Below are 18,183 nucleotides of genomic sequence, written 5' to 3' on the forward strand. Positions count from 1 at the left end.
GCCCGGCGAGTTCCTCGGCGAGGGCGGTCGCGCCGGGCGCCTCGCCACCCCCGCCGGCTGACCAGGAGGAGGTGTTCGGCTCCGTCGGCGGCCAGCGCGCGGGCGACGTGTCCCCCGAGTGCCCCGGTGCCGCCGGTGATCAGCACCGTGCCGCGCGGCGTCCAGGAACCGCGCGCACCGGTGTCGCCGTACGTCGCACGAACGAGCCGGCGGGCGTGGCCGCCGGTGCCGCGCAGGGCGATCTCGTCCTCCCGGCCGGTGCCGGCGATCAGCGTCCGGAGCATCCGCACGACGCTCTGGTCGGGCTGCTCGGGGAGGTCGACGAGCCCGCCCCACCGGTGCGGGTGCTCGGCGCGCAGCACGCTGCCGAAGCCCCACGCCATGGCCTGCACGGGGTCGACGTGCCGGTCGCGGGATCCGACGGAGACCGCGCCGCGGGTGGCGATCCAGAGCCGGGCGGTGATCCCGGCGTCGCCGAGGGCCTGCGCGAGCGCGACCGTGGCGGCGAGGCCCGTCGGCACGGAGGCGGCCCCGGCGTACGGCCGGGTGTCGAGGGCCAGCAGGGAGAGTACGGGCAGCACGTCCCCGTCGCGGCCGGTCGACGCCTCGGCGAGGTCGTGGGCGAGGCGCTTGCGGTCGCACGTGGCGTCGACCTCGACGATCCGCCCGCCGGCGGCGCCGAGGGCGGCGGCCCAGTCCGTCACGGCCGCGTCGGCGCCGGCCGGTACGACGAGCAGGAAGTCGGTCGCCTCGGCGCGGGCGGCGTCGTGCGTGAGCGGCTGCCAGGCCACCCGGTAGCGCCAGGAGTCGAGGGCCGCCTCGGCGTCCCGGCGGCGTCGCCAGGTGGACAGCGCCGGCAGCACGTCCGCGAGGGGGGCGTCGGCGTCGACGGCCAGGCTCTCGGCGAGGGTCGTCAGGTCCTCCGCCTCGATCGCCCGCCAGAAGTCCTCGTCGGCGGCGGTACGCCGGGCGGCGGGGGGACGGTAGGACCGCGTCGTCGCATTGATCCAGTAACGTCGATGGTCGAAGGCGTACGTGGGCAGGTCGACCACGCCCGGCCGGGCGCCGGTCTGACCGTGGTAGGCAGCCCAGTCGACCGGCACACCCGCCACCCACAACTGCCCCAAGGCCGCCGTCACCGCAGCGAGCTCCGACTGGTCCCGCCGCGACGCCGGAACCCGCCGCACCCCGGCATCCGCGACGATCTCCGCCACCATCGCCGTCAACGTCGCGTCCGGGCCCACCTCCAGGAACGTGTCCACCCCCTGTGCCCGCAACGCCGCCACCCCGTCGGCGAACCGCACCGGCTGCCGCACATGCCGCACCCAGTACTCCGGATCCACCAGCTCCAGCGGCTCCGCGACCGCGCCGGTCACGTTCGACACGATCGGGATCCGCGGCACCCGCCAGTCCAGCCCCGCCACCACCGACCGGAACTCCTCCAGCATCGGATCCATCAACCGCGAATGGAACGCGTGACTGACCGCCAGTTCCTTGACCCGCCAACCCCGCTCACAGCAGGCCCCCACCACCGAAGCCACCTCATCGGCCGCGCCCGAGACGACCACCGACGCGGGGCCGTTGACCGCCGCGATGTCCACGGCCGCGCCCGACGCGCCGAGCAGCTCGGCGACAGCCTCCTCCGACGCACCGACCGCCGCCATCACCCCACCCGACGGCAGAGCCTGCATCAACCGACCCCGCGCCGCCACCAGGGAACAGGCATCCGCCAACGACAACATCCCCGACACGTACGCCGCCGTCACCTCACCAATCGAATGACCCGCCAGGAAATCAGCCCGCACACCCCACGACGCGAGCAACTCCCACAACGCCACCTCAACCGCGAACAACCCCGCCTGCGCGAACACCGTCTGATCCACCAAGCCGGCATCGGAAGTACCCGCCTCGGCGAACACGACCTCCCGCAACGCACGCGGCAACAAACCATCAAAACGGGCGCACACCTCGTCGAACGACGCCGCGAACACCGGAAACGCCTCGTACAACTCCCGGCCCATACCCACACGCTGCGAACCCTGACCCGTGAACAACACCGCCCGACGACCCGCCGACACCACACCCGCAGACCGGCCCTCAGCCACCGCCGACAGACCAGCAACCAACTCGTCCACCGACGAACCCCACACCACCGCGCGGTGCTCCAACGCAGCCCGAGTCGTCGCCAACGACCACGACACGTCCGCCACCGCAAGGCCGGACCGTTCCCGCACGAACGACGCCAACCGCGCCGCCTGACCCACCAGACCCCGCTTCGAACGCCCCGACACCACCCACGGCACCGGCAACCCGACCGGCGCGGCAGACCCCGCGGCGTGCTCCGGCTCCGCCTGCTCGATGATCACGTGCGCGTTCGTCCCCGAGATGCCGAACGACGACACACCCGCCCGCCGGGGACGCTCCACGCCCGGCCACTCACGCGAGGCCGTCACCAACTCCACCGCACCCGACGACCAGTCCACATGCGACGAGGGCACATCCACGTGCAACGACGCCGGCACCACCCCGTACCGCATCGCCAAGATCATCTTGATGACACCCGCCACCCCCGCAGCCGCCTGCGTGTGACCGATGTTCGACTTCACCGACCCCAGCAGCAGCGCGTCCCGGTCGTCGCGGTCCTGCCCGTACGTGGCGAGCAGCGCCTGGGCCTCGATGGGGTCGCCCAGCGTCGTGCCCGTGCCGTGCGCCTCCACGACGTCGACGTCGGCGACGCCCAGCCGGGCGTTCGCGAGGGCCTGCCGGATCACCCGCTGCTGCGACGGGCCGTTCGGCGCCGTCAACCCGTTCGACGCGCCGTCCTGGTTGACGGCCGTGCCCCGCACGACCGCGAGGACCCGGCGCCCGTCACGCCGCGCGTCCGACAGCCGCTGCACCAGCAGCACCCCGACGCCCTCGGACCAGCCCGTGCCGTCCGCCGCGTCGGAGAACGACTTGCAGCGGCCGTCGGGGGCCATGCCCCGCTGCCGGGAGAAGTCGATGAACGTCTCGGGCGTCGCCATCACCGTGACGCCGCCGGCCAGCGCCAGGTCGCACTCCCCCGACCGCAGCGCCTGCACCGCCAGGTGCAACGCCACAAGCGACGACGAACACGCCGTGTCCACAGTCACCGCCGGGCCCTCGAACCCGAACGAGTACGCCACCCGACCCGACAACACGCTGCTGGCCGTGCCGACGCCGAGGTAGCCGTCGAGGGTCTCGGGGACGTCGGCCAGCCCTGCGGCGTGGTTGTGGTACATCATGCCGGCGAACACGCCGACGGGGCGGCCACGCAGCGCGAGCGGGTCGATCCGGGCGTCCTCGATGGCCTCCCACGAGGTCTCCAGCAGCAGCCGCTGCTGCGGGTCCATGGCGAGGGCCTCGTGCGGCGAGATCTTGAACAGGTCGGCGTCGAAGTCGGCGGCGTCGGCCAGGAAGCCGCCCTCGCGGGCGTAGCTGCTGCCCCGGCGCGCGCCGGACGGGTCGTACAGGTCGTCGACGTCCCAGCCGCGGTCGGCGGGGAAGCCGGTGATGCCGTCGCCACCGGAGACGAGGAGGTCCCACAGTTGCTCGGGGCTGCGTACGCCGCCGGGGTAGCGGCAGCTCATGCCGACGATCGCGATCGGCTCGTCGAGCGCCGCGACGGCGGCTACCGGAGCCGCCCGGGTGCCGGCGTCCGTTGCGGTCTCGGCGTCCAGGTGGTCGGCGAGGGCGAGCGGGGTCGGGTGGTCGAAGACCAGCGTCGCGGGCAGGCGCAGGCCGGTGACCGCGCCCAGCCGGTTGCGCAGTTCGACGGCGGTGAGCGAGTCGAAACCGAGCTCGGTGAACGGACGCCCGGCCTCGACGGCGGCGGCGTCGGCGTACCCCAGGACCGTCGCGACCTGGTCGAGGACGAGCCGCAGCAGGGCCGCGGCGCGCTCCTCGCGGTCGAGGCCGGCGAGCCGCCCGGTCAGCGCGGCGGTCTCCGCCGGACCGGACCGCGCGGCGCGGCGCCGGGGCGCCCGGACCAGGCCGCGCAGGACCGACGGCAGGGTGCCCGCCTCGGCCTGGGCGCGCAGCGCCGGCCCGTCCAGCGCCATCGGCACCGTCGCGGGCAGGCCGGTGAGCAGGGCGGCGTCGAGGAGCGCGAGGCCGTCCGCCGCGGGAAGCGGCCGTACGCCGGCCCGGGCCAGCCGGTCGGTGTCGGCGCGGTCGAGGCCGGCGGTCATGCCGCCGCCCGACTCCGCCCACGGGCCCCAGGCCAGCGAGTGCGCCGGCAGGCCCGCGGCCCGTCGCCGGTGGGCGAGCGCGTCCAGGAAGGCGCTGGCCGCCGCGTAGTTGGCCTGACCGGGGCTGCCCGTCACGCCCGCCGCCGAGGAGTACGTGACGAAGAGCGCGAGGCGGCCGGCGGCGGTCAGCTCGTGCAGGTTCGCGGCGGCGTCCACCTTCGGCCGCAGCACGTCGCCGAGCGTCTCGGGGGTGAGCGAGGTCAGGGTGCGGTCGGCCAGCACGCCGGCGGTGTGCACCACGCCGGTCAGCGGGTGCGCCGGGTCGATCCGGTCCAGCAGCGCGGCGAGGGCGGCCCGGTCGGCGGCGTCGCACGCCTCGACAGTCGCGGTGGCGCCCAGGTCGGCGAGGGCGGCGACCAGGTCGGCTGCGCCGTCGGCGTCGGCGCCGCGCCGGCTGGTGAGCAGCAGGTGCCGGGCCCCGTACCGGGTGACCAGGTGGCGGGCGGTCAGTGCGCCGAGGGCACCGGTGCCGCCGGTGACCAGCACCGTGCCCTCCGGGTCCAGCGCCGGCGCCGGCGCGTCGGGTTCCGGGGCGGCGACGAGCCGGGGCACGCGGAGCGCCCCGTCGCGTACCGCCGCCTGCGGCTCGTCGGCCGACAGCAGGCCGGCGAGGACGGCCGCGCAGTTCTCCTCGTCGTCGACGTCGACGACGAGGAAGCGGCCGGGGTGCTCGGCCTGGGCGGAGCGGAGCAGGCCCCACACGGCGGCGCCGGCCAGGTCGGTGACCTCCGCGTCGTCGTCCACGGCGACGGCGCCGCCGGTGAGGACCACCAGCCGGGAGTCGCCGGTGTGCGGTTCGGCGGCGAGCCAGCCCTGGAGCACGGCGAGGACCTCGGCGAGCAGGTCGTGGACGGCGCCGGGGCCGGTCGCGCCGGCCACCGGGTACAGCACGGCGTCGGGTACCCCGGCGTCGCAGAGCGCGTCGAGGTCGGCGTACCGGGCGGCGGGCGGGCCGGACGGCAGCGGGGCGGGACGTTCGCCGAGCACCGCCCAGGTCGTGCCGTCGGCAGCGCCCCCGGCGACGGGGTGCCGGAGCCAGTCGAGGCGGAACAGCGAGCGCCGCCACGCGGACCCGCCGGCGGTGAGCTCCCCCGCCGGCAGGGGCCGCAGCACCAGGGAGCCGACCCGGGCGACCGGCGCCCCGGTGGCGTCGGCGACCAGCATGGACACCGTGTCCGGACCGGTGGGGGTCAACCGCACCCGCAGCGTGTCGGCGCCGTGGGCGGACAGCGTCACGTCGGACCAGGCGAACGGCATCCGGGCCTCGCCGGGGTCGACGATGCCCAGCCCGACCGCCTGCACGGCGGCATCGAGCAACGCCGGGTGCAGCCCGTACCCACCGGCGTCGCCGGCCGCCGGCTCGGGCAGCGCCACCTCGGCGTACACGTCCGCGCCGACGCGCCAGGCGGCACGCAGCCCGGAGAAGGCCGGGCCGTACGCGAACCCGGCCCGTGCCGCCCGCCCGGCCAGCTCCGACACGTCCAGGGAGGTGGCGTCGCTCGGCGGCCACTGCGCCAGCACGCCGGTGTCCTCATCCGGCTCCTCGGTGAGCAGGCCGGTGGCGTGCCGTACCCAGATGTCGTCGGTGCCGGCGCGGCGGGCGTGGACGGTGAGCTGCCACGCTCCGCCGCCGGTGCGTTCGGCGGCGACCTGCACGTCGACGCCGCCGGTCTCGGGCAGCACCAGCGGCGCCTGGAGGGTCAGCTCGGCGAGCCGTTCGGCGCCGACCTCCGCGCCGGCCCGCATCGCCAGTTCCACGAACCCGGTGCCGGGCAGGAGCACGACGTCGCGCAGGGCGTGCTCGGCCAGCCAGGGCTGGGTCTCCACGGACAACCTGCCGGTGAGCGTCACCTCGTCGCCGTCGGCCGAGCGGAACACCGCGCCGAGCAGCGGGTGGCCGGTCGGGGTCAGCCCGGCGGCGGTCACGTCGGCGGGCTGCGGCAGGGGCAGCAGCCAGTAGCGTTCGCGCTGGAACGCGTACGTGGGCAGGTCGACCGGCACGGGCGGGCCGGCGAACAGGGCCGTCCAGTTCACCGGCACGCCCCTGGCCCACACGGTGGCCGCGGCGGCCAGGGCGGTGGTCGCCTCGTCGTGCTCGGCGCGCAGCACGGGGGCGCAGACCGCCTGGTCCGCGCCGACGATCTCCTGGGTGAGCGCGCAGAGCACTCCGCCCGGGCCCACCTCGACGTACGCGCCGACACCCAGCTCACGCAGCGTGGTCACGGCGGCGTCGAAGCGGACCGTGTCGCGGACGTTGCGCAGCCAGTACGCCGGGGAACACACCTCGTCGGGGTCGAGCACCGCTCCGGTCACGGTGGAGACCACGGGGATGCGGGGCGCGGCGAAGGTCAGTTGCCCGAGCACGTCGCCGAACGCGTCGAGCATCGGGTCCATGCGGGCGGAGTGGAACGCGTGGCTGACCCGCAGCCGCCTGGTGCTGCGGCCGAGGGCTGCGAAGTGTGCGGCGACCGCCAGCACGGCGTCCTCGTCGCCGGAGACGACGACGGACTCCGGGCCGTTGACGGCGGCCAGCCCGGCGCCGGGCGTCCCGCCGACGGTGGCCAGGTGCGCGCGGACCTCCGCCTCGGTGGCGCGGATCGACACCATGGCGCCACCGGTGGGCAGCGCCTGCATCAGGGTGCCCCGGGCGGCCACCAGGCGGGCGGCGTCGGGCAGCGACAGCACGCCGGCGATGTGCGCGGCGGCCACCTCGCCGACCGAGTGCCCGGCCACGAAGTCCGGCACGACACCCCAGGACTCGACGAGCCGGTAGGCGGCGACCTCGACGGCGAAGAGCGCCGCCTGGGCGTACCCGGTACGGTCGAGCACGTCGGCGGGGCCGTCGAGCACGCCGCGCAGCGGCCGGTCGAGGTGCCTGTCCAGCTCCGCGCAGGCGGCGTCGAAGGCGTCGGCGAAGGCCGGGAAGGCGGCGTACAACCGCTGGCCCATGCCGACGCGCTGGGCGCCCTGGCCGGTGCAGAGCACGGCGACGCGGGTGGGACTGGCGACCCCGCGCCGCACGGACGCGGCCGGGACCCCGTCGGCCAGCGCGCCGAGCCCGGCGAGCAGTTCGTCCCGGTCGGCGCCGAGCAGCACCGCCCGGTGTTCCAGGACGGACCGGCCGGTGGCCAGGGCCCGGCCCACGGCGGCCGGCGCGGCGTCGGGGTGCTCGGCGAGCCAGGAGCGCAGCCGGTCGGCCTGGGCGCCGAGCGCTGCGGCGCTGCGCGCGGAGACGACCCACGGCAGCGGGTCGGGGCCGGTGACGGCGTCGGTGGCCGGCTGCGGCGCGGGCGGGGCGGCCTCGACGATGACGTGGGCGTTGGTGCCGCTGACACCGAACGAGGAGACGCCCGCGCGCATGGGCCTCGTCGCACGCGGCCACGGGCGCGGCTCGCGGAGCAGGCTCACCGCGCCGGCCGACCAGTCGACGTGCGGGGACGGCTCGTCGACGTGCAGGGTGCGCGGCAGGACGCCGTGACGCATCGCCATGACCATCTTGATGACGCCGGCGACGCCGGCCGCGGCCTGGGTGTGCCCGAGGTTCGACTTGATCGACCCGAGCCACAGGGGCTGGTCGTCGGCCCGGTCCCGGCCGTACGTGGCGAGCAGGGCCTGCGCCTCGATGGGATCACCGAGGCGGGTGCCGGTGCCGTGGGCCTCGACGGCGTCCACGTCGGCCGGGGCGAGCCGGGCGTTGGCGAGGGCCTGGCGGATCACGCGTTGCTGCGACGGGCCGTGCGGAGCGGTGAGGCCGTTGGAGGCGCCGTCGGAGTTGACCGCGCTGCCGCGCACGACGGCGAGCACCCGGTGGCCGTTGCGCTGCGCGTCGGAGAGCCGCTCCAGCAGCAGCAGCCCGGCGCCCTCGCTCCAGCCGGTGCCGTCGGCGGTGGCCGCGAAGGACTTGCACCGCCCGTCCGGGGACAGGCCACGCTGGCGGCTGAAGCCGACGAACGTGTCGGGGCTGGACATGACGGTGACACCGCCGGCCAGCGCGAGGGTGCACTCGCCGGAACGCAGGGCCTGGACGGCGAGGTGCAGCGCCACCAGTGAGGACGAGCAGGCGGTGTCGACGGTGACGGCCGGGCCCTCGAAGCCGAACGTGTACGCGATCCGGCCGGAGACGACGCTGCCGTGGTTGCCCGTGCCGACGAACGCCTCGACCTCCTGCGGCACGCCGTTGAGCCGGGAGACGTAGTCGTGGTACATGACGCCGGTGAAGACGCCGGTGCGGCTGCCCTTGAGCGAGTCCGCGGCGATGCCGGCCCGCTCGACCGTCTCCCAGGCGACCTCCAGCAGGAGGCGCTGCTGCGGGTCCATGGCCAGCGCCTCGCGGGGCGAGATGCCGAAGAAGCCGCCGTCGAACTCGCCGGCGTCGTGCAGGAAGCCGCCCTCGCGGGTGTACGACTTGCCGTGCGCCTCGGGATCGGGGTCGTAGAGGCTCTCCACGTCCCAGCCCCGGTCCGCCGGGAAGGGTGTGACGGCGTCGACGCCGGACTCGACCAGCCGCCACAGCGCCTCCGGAGTCCGCACCCCGCCCGGGTAGCGGCAGCCCATCGCCACGATCGCGATCGGCTCGTGATTCTGCTCGTCGACGGCCCGCAGGCGCTCGCTGGTCTCGTGCAGGTCAGCGGTGACGCGCTTGAGGTACTCGCGGAGCTTGGCTTCGTTCGCCATCGGGTTGATCACCTGTCGCTAAGGGGCAAGCGGCGGACTCGTGGTCAGGATCGGCCGAACTTCTGGTCGATGAAGTCGAACAGCTCGTCGTCCGAGGCGTCGTCGAGCGCCTGGCCGACGTCGTCGGGCCGGTCGGTGGTGTCGCTCCACCGGGTGACCAGCGCCCGGAGGCGGACCGCCACGGCGGTACGCGTCTCGTCGTCGGCGGCCAGCCGCTCCAGTTCCTCCGGCGCGGTCGCGGCGAACGCGGCCTCCAGCCGGTCCAGCTCGGCGAGCAGGCCCGGTTCGGGCTTCGGCGGGGCGGCGTCGACCAGCAGGAAGTCGGCGAGGGCGGCGGGCGTGGGGCAGTCGAAGATGAGGCTCGCCGGCAGCCGGATGCCGGTGAGGGCGGTCAGCCGGTTGCGCAGCTCCACGGCTGTCAGCGAGTCGAAGCCGAGGCCGGTGAACGTCTGCCCGGACGGCACGACGGTGGCCGGCGGGTAGCCGAGTACCTCGATGACCTGCGCCTTGACCAGGTCCTCCACCAGCCGGCCGCGTTCGGCCTCGGGCGTGCCGGCGAGGCGCTGCGCGAAGGACGGGCCGCCGTCGCCGCCGCCGTCGACGACGCGCCGCCGGGCCCGGACCAGGCCGCGCAGCGGCGCCGGGAGCTGGCCGGCGTCGGCCTGGCGGCGCAGCGCGGCGAGGTCGAGCAGCGCCGGCACCAGGTGGGGGCGTCCACCGTGCAGGCCGGCGTCGAAGAGGCGCAACGCCTGGCCGGTGCCGAGCGGGCTGAGGCCGTTGCGGCTCATCCGCTGCCGCCCGGCGGCGTCGAGTGCGCCCGTCATCCCGCTGTCCGCGGCCCAGAGGCCCCAGGACAGGGACGTGGCGGCGAGGCCGCAGGCGTGCCGGTGCCCGGCGAGGCCGTCGAGGAACGCGTTCGCGGCGGCGTAGTTGCCCTGCCCGGGGCCGCCGAGGACACCGGCGACGGACGAGAAGAGGACGAACATCGCCAGCGGCCGCGATCGGGTCAGCTCGTGCAGGTGCCAGGCGGCGTCGGCCTTGGCGGAGAGAACGGCTGACAGCCGGCCGGGGGTCAGCGCCGAGATCACCGTGTCGTCGAGGACGCCGGCGGCGTGCACCACGCCGGTGAGCGGGTGCTCGGCGGGAACGTCGGCCAGCACCGCGGCCAGGCGGTCCCGGTCCGCCACGTCGGCGGCGACCAGGCGGGCCTGCGCACCCAGCGCGGTCAGCTCGGCGAGCAGCTCCGCCGCGCCGGGGGCGTCGGTTCCGCGGCGGCTGACCAGCAGCAGGTGGCGCACCTTGTGCGTACTGACCAGGTGCCGGGCCAGCAGACCGCCGAGGGCGCCGGTGGCCCCGGTGACCAGGACCGTCCCGTCGGGGTCGAGGGCGGTGGCCGGCGCCGGGTCGAGGACGGCTGGCGCGAGCCGGGGCGCCAGCACCTGCTCGTCCCGGACCGCCAGTTGGGGTTCGCCGGTGGCGACCGCACGGGCCACCAGGTCCACGGTGCAGGACTCCGGCTGCCGCGCCTCGTCGAGGTCCACGAGCACGAAGCGGTCGGGGTGCTCCGCCTGGGCCGAGCGCAGCAGGCCCCAGACCGCCGCGCCGGGCAGGTCGCCCGTACGACAGGTGTCGCCGGCGGCGACGGCCCCGCGGGTCAGCACGACCAGCCGCCGCTGTGCCAGCCGGTCGTCGGCGAGCCAGCCCTGGACGGCGGCCAGCACCGCCGTGAGCCGGCTCCGCGTCGCGGCGGGAACCGGGGCGTCCTCGTCGTCGGTGTACGCGGCGAGCAGCACCAGTTCCGGGTCGATCCGGCCGGAGTCGACCGCCTCCGCCAGCTCGGCGAGCCTGTACCTGGCGATCTCGGACAGGTCGGACGGCGCGTCGCCGAGGAGCACCACCCGGACGGTCGCCGGGGTACCCGGCCGCACGCTCTGCCAGTTGACGGCGTACAGCGGGTCGGCTGCGGAGTCACCGCCGCGCACCTGGTCGGCGGTGACGGGGCGGGAGACCAGGGAGTCGATCCGGGCGACGGGGGCGCCGGCCGGGTCGGTCAGGGTCAGGGCCACGCCGCCGCCGCTGCGCCGGGCGCGTACCCGCAGCGCGGTCGCGCCGACCGCCGAGAGGGTGACGCCGGTCCAGGCGAAGGGCAGGCGTACGCCGGAGGCATCCTCCGCGTCGGAGTCGAGCAGGCCGACGACGTGCAGCGCAGCGTCCAGCAGGGCGGGATGCAGGCTGAAGCCGGCGACCTCGGTGCCGTCGGGCACCGCCACCTCGGCGCACACCTCGTCGCCGGTGCGCCAGACGGCGCGCAGGCCACGGAAGAGGGGGCCGTATTCGACGCCCAGACGGGACAGCTCGGTGTAGATCCCGTCGACCGCGACGGCGGTGGCGGCGCTGGGCGGCCACGGCGCCGGATCGGACCGGTCGGGCTGCGGTACGGCGGGGGCGAGGACGCCCGCCGCGTGGCGGTCCCACTCGCCGTCCGGGTCGGCGGCGGCGCGGGAGTGGATGGCGACCGTACGGCGACCGTCCTCATCCGCCGCGCCCAGTTTCACCTGCACCGCCCGGGTGCCGTCCTCGGCGAGCGCCAGCGGGGCCTGGAGGGTCAGCTCGTCGAGGGTGTCGCAGCCGACCTGCGCGCCCGCGTGCAGGACCATCTCGACCAGGGCGGCGCCGGGCACCACCACCGAGTCCCAGACGACGTGTTCGGCGAGCCACGGGTGTGTCAGTACGGAGAGTTCGGTGCCGAAGACCCGTACGTCGTCGTCGGCGACGCGTACGGCGGCGCCGAGCAGCGCGTGGTCGACGGGGCGGACACCGAGCCCGGGCGCCGTCTCGACCCCCGCGCTGGCATTGAGCCAGTAGCGCTGCTGGTCGAAGGCGTACGTGGGCAGGGCGATGGCGCGGGGGCGTGCCTCGGCTGCCCGCTCGGGGCCGGACCCGTCCAGGGCGGCGAGGTATCCGGTCCAGTCGACGTGGCCGCCGGTGACGTACCACTCGGCGAGGGCGGTGCGCAGCGTGTCGGCCTCGGAGTGCCCGGCGCGCATCGTGGCGGTGAACCGGACCTCGCCGGCCGCCTCGACGCAGTCCTGCGCCATGGCGGTGAGTACGGCGTCGGGGCCGACCTCCAGGAACTGGGTGACGTCCTGCTGGTGGAGGGTGCGCACCGCGTCGGCGAACCGCACCGGCTGGCGTACGTGCCGCACCCAGTAGCCCGGGTCGGTCAGCTCCGCCGCGTCCGCGACCGCGCCGGTCACGTTCGACACCACCGGCACCCGCGGCGGCTGCCAGTCCAGCCCCGCCACCACCGACGCGAACTCGTCCAGCATCGGATCCATCAACCGCGAATGGAACGCGTGACTGACCGCCAGTTCCTTGACCCGCCAACCCCGCTCACGGCAGGCCGCCACCACCGAAGCCACCTCGCCGACGGCACCCGACACCACCACCGACGCCGGACCGTTCACCGCCGCCACGTCCACCGCCACGCCCGACGCACCGAGCAGCTCGGCGACAGCCTCCTCCGACGCACCGACCGCCGCCATCACGCCACCGGCCGGCAACGCCTGCATCAACCGACCCCGCGCCGCCACCAGGGAACAGGCATCCGACAGCGACAACATCCCCGACACGTACGCGGCCGTCACCTCACCGATCGAATGACCCGCCAGGAAATCCGCCCGCACACCCCACGACGCGAGCAACTCCCACAACGCCACCTCCACCGCGAACAACCCCGCCTGCGCGAACACCGTCTGATCCACCAGAGCCGCAGTCTCCGAACCCGGCTCCGCGAACACCACCTCGCGCAACGCACGCGGCAGACGCGGATCAATCTCCGCGCACACTTCGTCGAACGACGCCGCGAACACCGGGAACGCCTCGTACAACTCCCGGCCCATACCCACACGCTGCGAACCCTGACCCGTGAACAACACCGCCCGACGACCCGCCGACACCACACCCGCAGACCGGCCCTCGGCAACAGCCGACAGCCCGGCCACCAGCTCGTCCACGTCCGAGCCCCACACCACCGCGCGATGCTCCAACGCAGCCCGCAACGTCACCAACGACCACGACACGTCCCACGACGACACGCCAGATCCCGGCACGAACGACGCCAACCTCGACGCCTGCCCCACCAGAGCACGCTCCGAACGCCCCGACACCACCCACGGCACCGGCACACCCACCGGCGCCGCGACGGGCTCGGGATCGGCTTCGGCCTCCGGCTGTTCCAGGACCACGTGCGCATTGGTCCCCGAGATGCCGAACGACGACACACCCGCCCGCCGAGGGCGCTCGACGCCCGGCCACTCGCGCGCCTGGGTCACCAGCTCCACCGCACCCGACGACCAATCCACATGCGACGACGGCACATCCACATGCAGCGTCGCCGGCACGGTCCCGTACCGCATCGCCAAGATCATCTTGATGATCCCAGCCACCCCCGCAGCCGCCTGCGTGTGACCGATGTTCGACTTCACCGACCCGAGCAACAACGGCACATCCCGGCCCTGCCCGTACGTGGCGAGCAGCGCCTGCGCCTCGATCGGATCACCCAACGTCGTACCCGTACCGTGCGCCTCCACCACGTCCACGTCGGCGACGCCCAGCCGGGCGTTGGCGAGCGCCTGCCGGATCACCCGCTGCTGCGACGGACCGTTCGGCGCCGTCAAACCATTCGACGCGCCGTCCTGGTTCACCGCCGAACCCCGCACCACCGCCAGGACCCGACGCCCGTCGCGTCGCGCGTCCGACAAGCGCTGCACCAGCAGCACACCGACGCCCTCGGCGAGCGCCGTGCCGTCGGCCGCGTCGGCGAACGCCCGGCACCGGGCCACCGGGGACAGGTTGCCCTGCCGGGTGAAGTCGACGAACACCGCGGGAGTGGGCATCACCGTCACGCCACCGGCCAGCGCGAGATCGCACTCCCCCGACCGCAGCGCCTGCACCGCCAGGTGCAACGCCACAAGCGACGACGAACACGCCGTGTCCACAGTCACCGCCGGCCCCTCGAACCCGAACGAGTACGCCACCCGGCCCGAGGCGATGCTGCCCGCGTTGCCGAGACCGAGGTAGTCCTCCACGCCCGCCGGCGGGGTCTCCGGCGGGTGGGCGTACCCGCTGTGGGTCATGCCGGCGAAGACCCCGACCCGGGCGCCCTTCAGGCTTGTGGGGTCGATCCCCGCCGTCTCGACGGCCTCCCACGAGGTCTGCAGCAGCAGCCGCTGCTGCGGGTCCATGGCGAGGGCCTCGCGCGGCGAGACCCCGAACAGCCGAGGGTCGAACTCGGCGGCGTCGGCCACGAATCCGCCCTCCCGGACCGAGGAGGTGCCCGGCCGGGACCGCTCCGGGTCGTAGAGCGCGTCGAGATCCCAGCCGCGGTCGGTGGGGAAGGAGGCGATCGCGTCACCGCCGGACGCGACGAGATCCCACAGTTCCTCGGCGGTGCGCACCCCGCCGGGGAACCGGCAGCCGATGCCGACGATCGCGATGGGCTGCTGCGCGTCGGCCTCGACGTCCCGGAGCCGTTGCCGGGTCCGCCGCAGGTCGGCGGTGACTCTCTTCAGGTACTCCCGGAGCTTCTCTTCGGTGTCCATCAACCCAGCCCATCGCGATTCACGGCGGAGACTCGACGTAAGCGACGGTACGAATGCGCAGAAGTCTCAGGCGACACCTGTATCTGTCGTTCGGCTCGCTCGGCCGAGAGCCACGCAGATCCCCATCTGCCGGGAGAAGTTATTGGTTGCGCGCGAGCGCGGACAACCCCTAACCAGGCAACCGACCAGCTAGGGGTGTCCGGTCCCGACCCGTCGCACTAGCGTCGCCTCGACCGGGTCCGCGCCGATCCGGTCGGCAACCGCAGCCGCCGGAAGGACCACCAGAGGATGACGACGCCAGATACCGACAACGGCTTGTGGGTGCGACGCTTCCACCCCGCTCCGGGCGGCGCGAGGCGGTTGGTGTGCCTGCCCCACGCCGGCGGGTCGGCAAGCTTCTACTTCCCGGTGTCCCGCGCTCTCTCCCCCGCCGTGGAGGTGCTGTCGATCCAGTACCCGGGACGGCAGGACCGGCGCCACGAGAAGTGCATCGGCGACATCCACGACCTCGCGCGCGAGGTGTTCACCGTGCTGCGGCCCTGGCGGGACGAGCCGCTGGCCATCTTCGGGCACAGCATGGGGGCCAGCCTCGGCTTCGAACTCGCCCGGCTCATCGAGCAGGACGGCGGCAGCGTCGCGCACCTGTTCGCCTCCGGGCGCCGGGCGCCGTCGAAGTCACGGCACGAGACGGTGCACCTGCTCGACGACGAGGGGCTGCTGGCCGACGTCCGGAAGCTGAGCGGCACCAACTCCGCCGTCCTCGGGGATCCGGAGATGCTGCGCGCCGCGTTGCCGGCGATCCGCAACGACTACCGGGCCGCCGAGCGGTACACCTACCGGCCGGGGCCGCCGCTGAGCTGCCCGATCACCGTCCTCACCGGTGACGACGACCCGAAGACGACTGTCGAGGAGGCCCGGGCGTGGTCGGACCACACCACCGCGGCGTTCGACCTGAAGGTCTACCCGGGCGGGCACTTCTTCCTCGCCGAGCACCAGCCGGCGATCCTGCGGGCCATCTCGACGGCACTGAGCGCGGCGCCGGCGGTCTGATCCCACCGGACGAGGGGCCCGTCCGCCGGTCGTCACGACCGGTCGGCGGGCCCCTCGTCCGTGCGCGGTGTCACCGCTTGTGGCCGACCGCGATCACGTAGTCCATCTGCGCCAGCTCACGCTTCATGAGGTCCTGGTTCTTCCAGTGGGCCGCCATGCTCTTGCGGACGGCCGGCTTGACGACGGCCCGGAACGCGGGGTCGTTGGTCCGCTCGGCCATGTACGCCCGCCAGCCCTCCCAGGTCTGCTCCTTGATCGAGCGGACCTCCGGGTTGGCGAAGCCGGCCTCGACCAACTGCTGCCGGTACGTGTCCCGGTCGTGCCAGTTCTCCTTCGGGATGCTGAACTTGACGAAACTCAGCGGGCCGGACTGGATGGCGGCGCGAACGACGTCGCCGCTGACCGGGATGATGTCGGCCGTGGCGAGCACGCCGCCCGGGCGCAGCACCCGCAGCGCCTCGGCGAAGAACGCGCTGCGCGGGTAGAAGTGGAAGGCGGACTCCAGGGCGACGACCCGGTCGAAGGTGTTGTCCTCGAAGGGCAGTTCGGTGGCGCTGCCGAGCCGGAAGTCGGTCCGGTCGGCGAGCCCCTCCTCCTGCGCCCGGCGCTGTGCCGCCTCGACGTGGTGCGGGGTGATGTTCAGGCCGTACACCTTGGCGACCTGGCGCTCCCGCAGCCACTTGAAGTCCTGGTCCCCGTAGCCGAAGCCGACGTCGAGCACGGTGTCGTCCGGCTTGAGCCCGGCGGCGTCGGCCAGCTTGTCGGCCAGCGCGTCGGCGGCCGTGTCGATGTCGGTGACCCCGTCGGACCAGTAGCCCACGTTCATGTAGTGGGTACGGCGGGCCGCGAACTCCACGTCGGGTGACTGGATCTCGTAGAAGCGCCGGACCCGGGTGATGGGGTCGGCGGTGAAGACCGTGCGGATCGCCCGGCCGGCGATCTTCAGGTTCTCGAACATGTCGGTTCCTTCCGGTGGGTGGATGCCGATCAGCCGCGCCGGATCTGCCGGCGCAGATCCTCGACGAGCGCGGGCACGACGGCCGGGTCGGCGGCGGTGCCGAAGACGTAGAAGTCGGGCCGGACGAGCACCGCCACCGCGTCGTACCGCTTGAGGTGGGGCAGGTACACGTCGTCGAGGTCGAAGGCCGTCGGCGCGGCGCCGGATCCGGGTACGGGCGCGCCGGCGGGAACGATCCGGACGACCCGCGTGCCGAGCGTGTCCAGGAAGGCCCGGGCGTCGGCGTCGAGCAGGTCGTCGGGGTCCTCGGCGCAGAGCAGGACGAAGCCGGTGCCGACGACCTCGTCGAAGAGCCCGGCGCGGCCGTCGACCTCGACGCGGCCCTGCGGCATCGGGGCGCCGGCGGCCTCGCAGCCGCTGTGCAGGATCCCGCCGGACAGGGGCTCCAGCAGGGACCGGGTGCGCGGGCGGGCGGTACGCCGGCGCAGCTCGGCGAGCATCGCGGCGTCGCGGCCGGCCGCGGCGGCGCGGTCGGTCTCGCAGATCACCGTGCCCGAGTCCATGGACATCCGGATGGCGTGCTGCACGTGCGCGCAGCGCTCCTCCTGGTAGGTGTCCAGCAGGGCCTCGTCGGCGAGGCCGCGGTGCACCAGGTCGAGCTTCCAGGCGAGGTTGAGGGCGTCGCGGAAGCCCGAACTCATCCCCTGCCCCATGAACGGCGGCATCACGTGCGCCGCGTCGCCGGCGAGCAGGATCCGCCCGGAACGCCAGCGCCCGGCCGAGCATGCCTGGGTGGTGTAGACGCCGTACCGCTCCAGGGTGGCGTTGTCGGGGGTGATGTCGAAGAGGCCGAGCAGCCGCCACACGTTGGCGGCGCTCTCGAACTCCTCGCGGCTCTCCCCCGGCACCCGCATGAACTCCCACCGCCGGTGCCCCGGGCCGGCCGACACGGCCGTGCGGGGCCGCGCCGGGTCGCAGACCTGCAGGTTGTTCGGCTTGAACTCGCGGGCCTCGTGCGGGACCACGTCGCAGACCAGCCAGTCGTACGTGAAGCCGAGGTCGGTGACGCCGCTGCCCAGGTGCTCCCGCACGAAGCTGTTGGCCCCGTCGCAGCCGATGACCCAGCGGGCCGCGCGGACCTCCTCGCCGTCCGGGCCGGCGATGGTCACCTCGACCCGGTCGTCGTGCTCGGCCAGGCCCGTCACCTGGTACGGGCGCAGCACCGTGACACCCGGCAGCTCCGCGCCCCGCTCGGCGAGCAGCGCCTCCAGTCCCGGCTGGTAGAACGAGACCGAGTCGGGCCAGCCCATCGGGCCGTTGCCGGTGACCTTGACGTGCAGCAGGGTCCGGCCGAAGCCGTTCTTGAAGGTGTACTCGCCGGACGACTCCACCACCGGCCCGAGGCGGTCGGCGACGCCGGCGGCGGCCAGGACACGGCTCGCCTCCCCGTCGTACGACACCGCGCGGGGGAAGTTGTAGGGAGTGGCCCACCGCTCGACCGCCGTGACGGTGAGCCCTCGCTGCGCCAGCAGGATCGTGAGCATCTCACCGACGGGGCCGTAGCCCACGATCAGGACGTCGGTCGTCAGCATCGGTATCGGTTCCTCAGGGGTCGGTCGGACACGGGGTC

Annotated in this window: 4 protein-coding genes and 2 pseudogenes; 1 reads left to right on the plus strand and 5 read right to left on the minus strand. The window is 74.4% G+C overall.

Annotated elements, in window-relative coordinates; translation table 11 throughout:
* Positions 1-95: 95 nt before the first annotated feature.
* The 3 genes and pseudogenes from J3R08_RS32865 to J3R08_RS20640 form a co-directional block, all read right to left on the minus strand.
* Positions 96-3,608 (minus strand): annotated as a pseudogene (locus tag J3R08_RS32865) (type I polyketide synthase); the annotation flags it as partial.
* A gap of 147 nt (positions 3,609-3,755) precedes the next feature.
* Positions 3,756-8,942 (minus strand): annotated as a pseudogene (locus tag J3R08_RS32870) (SDR family NAD(P)-dependent oxidoreductase); the annotation flags it as partial.
* Between the two features lie 44 nt (positions 8,943-8,986).
* Entirely contained in the window at positions 8,987-14,548 is a 5,562-nt protein-coding gene (locus tag J3R08_RS20640; protein ID WP_209962526.1) for a type I polyketide synthase, read from the minus strand.
* 285 nt (positions 14,549-14,833) lie between these two features.
* On the opposite strand from J3R08_RS20640, the gene J3R08_RS20645 reads away from it, so the two are divergent.
* On the plus strand, positions 14,834-15,595 hold the full coding sequence (locus tag J3R08_RS20645; RefSeq protein WP_043329886.1) for a thioesterase II family protein: 762 nt from the start codon (positions 14,834-14,836) through the stop codon (positions 15,593-15,595).
* Positions 15,596-15,665: 70 nt separating this feature from the next.
* On the opposite strand, the gene J3R08_RS20650 is transcribed toward J3R08_RS20645, so the two are convergent.
* Positions 15,666-16,553: a class I SAM-dependent methyltransferase gene (locus J3R08_RS20650; protein WP_043329884.1), complete on the minus strand. Its 888-nt coding sequence runs from the start codon at positions 16,551-16,553 to the stop codon at positions 15,666-15,668.
* 29 nt (positions 16,554-16,582) lie between these two features.
* On the minus strand, positions 16,583-18,145 hold the full coding sequence (locus J3R08_RS20655) for a bifunctional 3-(3-hydroxy-phenyl)propionate/3-hydroxycinnamic acid hydroxylase (RefSeq protein ID WP_209962528.1): 1,563 nt from the start codon (positions 18,143-18,145) through the stop codon (positions 16,583-16,585).
* Positions 18,146-18,183 lie beyond the last annotated feature (38 nt).

Source organism: Micromonospora sp. HB375, assembly GCF_017872985.1.
Classification (GTDB): domain Bacteria; phylum Actinomycetota; class Actinomycetes; order Mycobacteriales; family Micromonosporaceae; genus Micromonospora; species Micromonospora chalcea.

Bases quoted from the DNA above. Each gene is read 5' to 3' on its own strand.
- J3R08_RS20645 (WP_043329886.1), top strand. From the start codon at position 14,834: ATGACGACGCCAGATACCGACAACGGCTTGTGGGTGCGACGCTTCCAC.
- J3R08_RS20650 (WP_043329884.1), bottom strand. From the start codon at position 16,553: ATGTTCGAGAACCTGAAGATCGCCGGCCGGGCGATCCGCACGGTCTTC.
- J3R08_RS20655 (WP_209962528.1), bottom strand. From the start codon at position 18,145: ATGCTGACGACCGACGTCCTGATCGTGGGCTACGGCCCCGTCGGTGAG.